Below are 6,153 nucleotides of genomic sequence, written 5' to 3'. Positions count from 1 at the left end.
GGGCTATCTCGTCGGCGTCACCGTGCTCTGGGCCTTCTCGTTCTCGCTGATCGGCGTCTACCTGGCCGGCCAGGTGGACAGCTATTTCGCCGTGGCGCTGCGGGTGGCCCTGGCCGCCCTGGTCTTCCTGCCCTTCCTGCGCCCCGGGCTGCTGCGCGGCCGCCAGCGCCTTGCGCTGATGGGGCTCGGCGCCGTGCAGCTGGGGGTGATGTACATCTTCTTCTACCAGTCCTTCCTGCTGCTCTCGGTGCCCGAGGTGCTGCTCTTCACCATCTTCACGCCCCTCTATATCACCCTGCTCGACGACGCCCTCTTCGGTCGCTTCACCCCCTTCTACCTGCTCACCGCGGCGCTGGCCGTGCTGGGGGCCGGGGTGATCCGCTACGACGGCCTCGACGGCGGCTTCCTGCTCGGTTTCCTGGTGGTGCAGGGGGCCAACCTCTGCTTCGCCCTGGGCCAGGTGGGCTATCGGCGCCTCTCCGCCGAACTGCCCGCCGAGCTGCCGCGCCACAGCGTCTTCGCCTGGTTCTACCTGGGGGCGCTGGTGGTGGCGCTGCCGGCCTTTGCCCTGCTGGGCAATGCCGCGGCGCTGCCCACCACCGGCGTGCAGTGGGGCGTGCTGCTGTGGCTGGGGCTGGTGGCCTCCGGGCTCGGCTACTTCCTCTGGAACCTGGGCGCCACTCGGGTGGATGCCGGGGCGCTGGCGATCATGAACAATGCCCTGATTCCGGCCGGCCTGGTGGTCAATCTGGTGATCTGGAATCGCGATGCCGACCTCGCGCGCCTGGCGCTTGGCGGGGCGATCATCGCCGGCTCGCTCGCGCTCAACGAGTGGTGGCTGAAGCGTCGAGTGCCGCGCACCGCCTGAGGCCGTCCGCCCCAGGCCGTTTGCCGGGGCGCAGGCCAGTGGCCATAATGGGCCGCTGCGATGCGAGAGGCCCGTGCATGCCATCCGAACCATCCGAACAGAGTGTTTCCGCTGGACGCGACCAGCAGGCGTCCTTCCGCAATATCGGCCTGATCGGCCGCCTGGGCAGCGCCAAGGTGGTCGATACCCTCAAGCGCCTGATCCGTTTCCTGGATGAGCGGGACTATCACGTCATTATCGAGGACCGCACCGCCACCGTGCTGCTCGACCACGGCCACCCCGAGGCCAGCCGGCGCATGCTGGGTGAGCTGTGTGACCTGGTGATCGTGGTGGGCGGCGATGGCAGCCTGCTGGGCGCGGCGCGGACCCTCTGCCACAGCGGGACCCTGGTGCTGGGCGTCAATCGCGGCCGGCTGGGCTTTCTGACCGATATCTCGCCGGACGAGCTGGAGACACGGGTCGGCGAGGTGCTCGACGGTCGCTTCGAGGTCGAGGAGCGCTTCCTGCTCGATGCCGAGCTCTATCGCGACGGCACCCTGATGGGCAGCGGTGACGCCCTGAACGAGGTGGTGCTGCACCCCGGCAAGGCGGTGCGCATGATCGAGTTCGAGCTGTTCATCGATGGCCAGTTCGTCTACAGCCAGCGCAGCGACGGGCTGATCATCGCCACGCCCACCGGTTCCACCGCCTACTCGCTCTCCGGTGGCGGGCCCATCATGCACCCCAAGCTGGATGCGCTGACCCTGGTACCGATGTTTCCCCATACCCTCTCCAGCCGGCCCATCGTCATCGATGCGGCCAGCGAGATCCGCATCCACATCGGCGAGACCAACCAGACCTACCCGCACATCAGCTGTGACGGTCAGACCCGGGCGGTGGCCAAGCCCGACGACGTGCTGGTGATTCGCCGCAAGTCCCAGCGGGTGCAGCTGGTCCACCCGCTGGATCACAACTTCTTCGGGGTCCTGCGCAGCAAGCTGGGCTGGAGCAACCGCCTGGGAGACTGATGTGAGAACGCGGATGAGGATCGAGGGCTACGACCTGATCGGCGACGTCCATGGCTGCGGCGCCACCCTCGCGGCCCTGCTCGAGAAGCTCGGCTACCACCAGCGCGGCGGGGTCTACCGACACCCCCGGCGCCGGGTGATCTTCCTGGGCGACCTGATCGACCGCGGGCCGCGCATCCGGCTGGCGGTGCAGATCGCCATGCGCATGGTGGAGGAGGGCGAGGCGCACATCGTCATGGGCAACCACGAATACAACGCCCTGACCTACTGCCACCGGGCGCCGGCCGGCCTGGGCCGCGACTGGCTGCGCGAGCACACGCCGCGCCACAACCGCATCATCAAGGAGACCCTGGAGCAGTACCGTGACCACCCCCAGGAATGGGAAGAGGCATTGGCCTGGTTCCTGGATATCCCGCTGTGCCTCGAGCGAGATGGCCTGCGGGTGGTACACGCCTGCTGGGACTCGCCGCTGATCGACGAGCTGCGCCGTGCCCGGCCCGACGGTCGCATCGATGAGGCCTTCCTGTTGCAGTCCACGGCCCCCGGCACCCGCGCGTTCCGGATCCTGGACCGCCTGACCCGGGGGACCCATATACCGCTGCCCCACGGTACCGAGATCCACTCCGGCGACGGCTTCACCCGGCGCAGCTTTCGCGCCCACTTCTGGAGTCGCGAGCCGCAGACCTGGGGCGACGTGGTGTTCCAGCCCGACAACCTGCCGGGTGACCTGGAGCAGCATCCCCTCTCCGACAGCGATCGGGCCAGGCTCAGCCACTACGCCCCGGACGAGCCCCCGCTGTTCATCGGCCACTACTGGTGCGAGGGCATCCCGGCCCTGCCGGCCCCCAACGTGGCCTGCCTGGACTACAGCGCGGTGAAGTTCGGGCGGCTGGTGGCCTACCGCTGGAGCGGCGAGCAACAGCTGGATGCCGACCACTTCGTCTGGCTGCGAGTGCCCCGGGAGGAGCAGGTACGCCCGCGGCCCTGGGAGATCAGCTTCGAATGAGAAAGGCGATTGATACAAAACTTTACTAAATTATTTATCGGTCGCCGTGAACTCCCGGCGCCGTACGCCATCAGAGTAGGTGTTCCCTTGAATGATCCCTTGCTCTTGTCCGGCGGCCCCCTCCGCCGGACTTTTTCTTTGTGCACGTTCGCTACGCTCCCTTCTCCGCCACAGGAGGCGCCATGTACCGGGTGATGCAGCTGCCCCCCGACCTCGATACCCGCGATCTGCGCCGCGCCCTCTGGGCCCATCGCATCGGCCATCGGATCACCCAGGAGGAGGACGGCCAGATGCTGTGGATCGCCGATCCCCGCCAGCAGGATGAGCTGATGGGGCTGCTGGCGCGCTGGCAGCGCGGCGAGCCGCTGATGCCGGAACGGCGCCGCGGACAGGGGGCCACCCTGGGGAGCGCGTCCCTGCTGGCGCCGCTTCGCCAGGCCCCGGTCACCGCCGTGACCCTGGGGCTCTGCCTGCTGGTCTTCGCGGTCATGGCCGTGCTCGGCGACCGGGTGATCGCCGCCCTGGCCATCGTGCCGCTGGGGGTGGTCAACGGCCGCCTGGCGGTGGGCAGCCTCATCGAGGCGGTGCTGTCGGGGCAGATCTGGCGATTGATGACGCCGGCCTTCCTGCACTTCGGCTGGATGCACCTGATCTTCAACATGCTGTGGCTGTGGTACTTCGGCCGCCAGGTGGAGGCGCTGCAGGGCAGCGGGCGCATGCTGCTGATCCTGCTCACCGCCGGCGTTGGCGCCAACCTGGCCCAGTACGCCGCCGGCACGGTGCTGTTCGGCGGCATGTCCGGGGTCGACTTCGCGCTGCTCGGCTATGTCTGGCTGATGTCGCGCCGGGCCCCTCACAGCGGCTTCTTCGTGCCCCAGATGCTGGTGGTCTTCATGCTCGGCTGGATGGTCTTCACCATGACCGACATGGCCGGCGCCGTGGGCTTCGGCAACGTGGCCAACGAGGCGCACCTGGGCGGGCTGGTCGTGGGCCTGGCACTGGGCTGGTACTATTCCGGCCGAGCACGCCGCCGGCGCTGAGCCTGCCGGCCACCGATCGCGTCACACCCCGGCGCGGCAGTTCCGAGAGAGACACACCATGAGCGATATGACCTTCGAGCGCATGATCCAGCAGATGACCCCGGCCATCTACCAGAGCCTCAAGCAGGCGGTGCAGCTGCGCAAGTGGCCGGACGGCCGCCTGCTGACCCGCGAACAGACCGAGCTCTGCCTGGAGGCGGTGATGCGCTACGAGTTCGAGAACCAGGTGCCCGAAGAGCAGCGGGTGGGCTACCTGCAGCAGCGCACCTGCGGGGGCGCCAGCAGCGGGGCCGGCGTGGACCCGGCGCTGGCGGGCCTGGCCAGGGACGCCGGCCGTGACTGAGCCCATCGCCGCGGCCAGCGAGGTGCAGGGCTGCCTCACCAAGATGGCCATCGCGCCGGGGGAAGTGGGGCAGCCGGCCCGCTACACGCTGCGCGCCGGCGACCAGCGCCTGGAGCTCAACGAGCGCCTGGGGCAGCCGCTGTCGCTTGCCTGGACCGGCGCCATCGCCTGCACCCACTGCGGCCGGGCCACCAAGAAGAGCTTTGCCCAGGGCTACTGCTACCCCTGCTTCAGGAAACTCGCCCAGTGCGATACCTGCATCATGAAGCCGGAGACCTGCCACTTCTTCGCGGGCACCTGCCGCGAGCCGGAGTGGGCCGAGCGCCACTGCTTCCAGCCGCATATCGTCTACCTGGCCAACGCCTCGGGCCTCAAGGTCGGCATCACCCGCGGCACCCAGGTGCCGACCCGCTGGCTCGACCAGGGCGCCGTCCAGGCGCTGCCGGTGTTCGAGGTGGACAGCCGCCAGCAGTCGGGCTTCGTGGAGACGCTGTTCAAGGAGGAGGTCTCCGACCGCACCAACTGGCGCGCCATGCTCAAGGGCGACACCCTCGCGCTGGACCTGCCCGCCGAGCGCGACCGCCTGCTGGCGCGCCTGGAGAGCGGCCTGGCCAACCTGCGCGAGCGCTTCGGCGCCGAGGCCATTCGCCGGCTCGACGCGCCGCCGGTCGCCCTCGACTACCCGGTGCTCGAGTACCCCACCAAGGTGGTCTCCCACAACCTCGACAAGACCCCGGAGATCGGTGGCACCCTGCTCGGCCTCAAGGGGCAGTACCTGATCCTCGACTCCGGCGTGATCAACCTGCGCAAGTACACCGGCTACGAGGTGCGGGTCGCCGCCTGACGACTCGGCTATCCTCTCGGCAGGGGGCCGGTGCCGGCCCCGCCGAGAGGAGCGCCCCGTGAGCGAGACCATGCGCGCCATGCGCCTGCACGCCCCCGGCCGGCCCCTGGTGCTGGAGACGCTGCCGCGTCCCACCCCGGGCCCCGGCGAGTTCCAGCTGCGGGTGCTGGCCTGCGGGGTCTGCCGCACCGACCTGCACGTGGTGGACGGCGATCTTCCCGACCCGTGCCTGCCGCTGGTGCCCGGCCACGAGATCGTCGGCGAGGTCACCGCCCTGGGGGAGGGCGTGGCCGGCTTGGCGCCGGGTCAGCGCGTCGGCGTGCCCTGGCTGGGCTGGACCTGCGGCGAGTGCGCGCCCTGTCGCCGCGGCGAAGAGAACCTCTGCGAGCGCGCCGAGTTCACCGGCTACACCCGCAACGGCGGCTACGCGGAGTACTGCGTGGCCGATGCCCGCTACGGCTTCCCCGTGCAGGGCGATGACGCCCAGGCCACGGCCCCGCTGCTCTGCGCCGGGCTGATCGGCTACCGCACCTGGCGGCTCGCGGGCGGCGAGGCGCCCCGGCGGCTCGGCATCTACGGCTTCGGCGCCGCCGCCCATATCCTGATCCAGCTGGCGCTGGCCCGCGGCCAGCGGGTCTTCGCCTTCACCCGACCCGGCGACGCCGAGGCCCAGGCCTTCGCCCGCCGGCTCGGCGCCACCTGGGCCGGCGGCAGCGACGAGGCGCCCCCCGAGCCGCTGGACGCCGCCCTGCTGTTCGCCCCGGTGGGCGCGCTCGTGCCCACCGCGCTCTCCCACGTGCGCCCCGGCGGCGTGGTGGTCTCCGGGGGCATCCACATGTCGGATATCCCGAGCTTTCCCTATCGCCTGCTGTGGGAGGAGCGCTCGGTGAAATCGGTGGCCAACCTCACCCGTCGCGACGGCGAGGAGTTCCTGGCCCTGGCCCCCGAGGTGCCGATTCGCACCGAGACGCGCGCCTACCCGCTGGAACAGGCCAACCGGGCCCTCGACGACCTGCGCGCCGGAAGGCTCTCGGGCGCGGCGGTG

At 70.1% G+C, this 6,153-nt stretch carries 7 protein-coding genes; all 7 read left to right on the top strand.

The annotated features are described in order from the left end of the window. Nucleotides 1-868 (top strand): carboxylate/amino acid/amine transporter (locus J5F18_RS14715; protein ID WP_346299318.1); only part of this gene is annotated, 868 nt, incomplete at its 5' end. 77 nt (nt 869-945) lie between these two features. Continuing rightward, entirely contained in the window at nt 946-1,875 is a 930-nt protein-coding gene (locus tag J5F18_RS14710; RefSeq protein WP_346299317.1) for an NAD(+) kinase, read from the top strand. A 13-nt stretch (nt 1,876-1,888) separates the two neighbouring features. Then, nucleotides 1,889-2,881 carry a metallophosphoesterase gene (locus J5F18_RS14705; RefSeq protein WP_346302246.1) on the top strand — a complete coding sequence of 331 codons (993 nt, stop codon included), beginning with the start codon at nt 1,889-1,891 and terminating at the stop codon, nt 2,879-2,881. Between the two features lie 182 nt (nt 2,882-3,063). Beyond that, nucleotides 3,064-3,921 (top strand): rhomboid family intramembrane serine protease, encoded by an 858-nt coding sequence (locus J5F18_RS14700; RefSeq protein ID WP_346299316.1) that lies wholly within the window; start codon nt 3,064-3,066, stop codon nt 3,919-3,921. A gap of 58 nt (nt 3,922-3,979) precedes the next feature. Further along, entirely contained in the window at nt 3,980-4,264 is a 285-nt protein-coding gene (locus J5F18_RS14695) for a DUF1315 family protein (RefSeq protein ID WP_346299315.1), read from the top strand. Between the two features lie 43 nt (nt 4,265-4,307). Further along, nucleotides 4,308-5,108 (top strand): DUF2797 domain-containing protein, encoded by an 801-nt coding sequence (locus J5F18_RS14690; protein ID WP_346302245.1) that lies wholly within the window; start codon nt 4,308-4,310, stop codon nt 5,106-5,108. A 58-nt stretch (nt 5,109-5,166) separates the two neighbouring features. After that, the coding region (locus J5F18_RS14685) for a zinc-dependent alcohol dehydrogenase family protein (RefSeq protein WP_346299314.1) at nt 5,167-6,153 on the top strand (987 nt) is incomplete at its 3' end.

The organism is Halomonas sp. BM-2019 (assembly GCF_017584085.1).
This window is presented reverse-complemented; position numbering and strand designations above follow the sequence as displayed.